Genomic DNA, 1,266 nt, shown 5'->3' with positions numbered 1-1,266 from the left:
CGTTGCTTGTGGATCTTTTGAGCGTCTTCGATCAGCCGGCCGAGCAGCGGCGGTGGTGAGTAGCCGAGGAACTCACCGAGTTCGTGGAGAATGAGCTGGGCGTGCGACCGGAAGGTCGCCGCCCAGCGCTCTGTCGGAAACACAAGCTCATCATCCGCCTGCTCAGTGACTAGATCCAACAGATCACGGCTTACAAGCAGCGACAGCAACGCTGCGTACAATAAGATCCTCACCACGTGTTCGTCACTCGTGTCGAACTCGTCCAATTCGTACTGCGTCTTCAGCTCCCGGAACAGCAACTCAACTTCCCACCGACAGCGGTAGATCTCCGCTAAATCAGCCGGAAAGAACTCCTCCCTAGCTAAATTCGTCATGTACAGGTGGTAGTCGTCGGCGTCCTCGTCGCGGACGCCGACGACGCGAAACCGCTTCGTATCCAGCGACTGTGTCCCATTGTACGGCCCCCGTTTGAATTCGACTTCGACCTCCACATCGATGTATTTCCGGTCAAGATCATCGAGAACAGCTCGGAGCTGCTTGCCCTCTAAGGGAATGGCGCGGCCGCGCCATTCCCGTAGCTCCCCGGTAATCAGCGGATTCGCGTTCTGCTTCAGCCGACTCACGAAGTAGCCGTTGTTTTCGTCGATCAGCGCAAACCGGCGGTACTTGAAGTAGGCGAGATCGAACAGCATGAGGCGATTCTCAAGCCACGGCCCTGTTTTGAACAAGGTGCTGTCGTGCGTTTTCTCGTTAGCAGTATCGAGCTGTTCAATCGTCTGCTCTGTGGCATTGTGGAGCAGGTGGAGCTTCGCTCCAGCCTGCTCCTCGTGGCGGGCTTCGAACTGATCTGAGAGAAATTCGTGTAACCGCAACACCGTTCCATCAGCGATCATCACGTCTCTAAATCGGTCGATATCAGCGTCAACAGCGTTAGGAACAGCGACCTCGTCGAGGCCGCGCTCGACGAGGTCGCGGAGGTACTCCGCAAGCGTCGGTGTCAACCGCTGATAGAATCCACCCGGCGAAATCGTCTCATCGGCAGTAGAGTTGTAACAGCGTCTAAACCCGGCGAGTGTTCGGCTTTCGCCTGCGGCGAAGCCGAACACGAACGCCCAAACGAAGGCAGGGATCTGGAGCTTGCGGTCTCGTTCGACCACGCCGAGTTCCTCGGCGTGCTCTTCGAGGAACTCAGAGGGAAACAGTGTAGTGAGCCGACGCATAATCCGAGGTGAGGAGTCCTTGTCGTGCACAGACTGGACTTCCTCA

General features: G+C 57.1%; 1 protein-coding gene. It reads right to left on the bottom strand.

The window, feature by feature from the left end; genetic code table 11:
- Positions 1-1,220: IS4-like element ISH8A family transposase (locus tag IEY12_RS15665; protein ID WP_188884589.1), on the bottom strand; the 1,220-nt coding region annotated here is incomplete at its 3' end.
- Positions 1,221-1,266: the final 46 nt, after the last annotated feature.

This window comes from Halarchaeum grantii, from assembly GCF_014647455.2.
Taxonomy (GTDB): Archaea; Halobacteriota; Halobacteria; order Halobacteriales; family Halobacteriaceae; genus Halarchaeum; species Halarchaeum grantii.
This window is presented reverse-complemented; position numbering and strand designations above follow the sequence as displayed.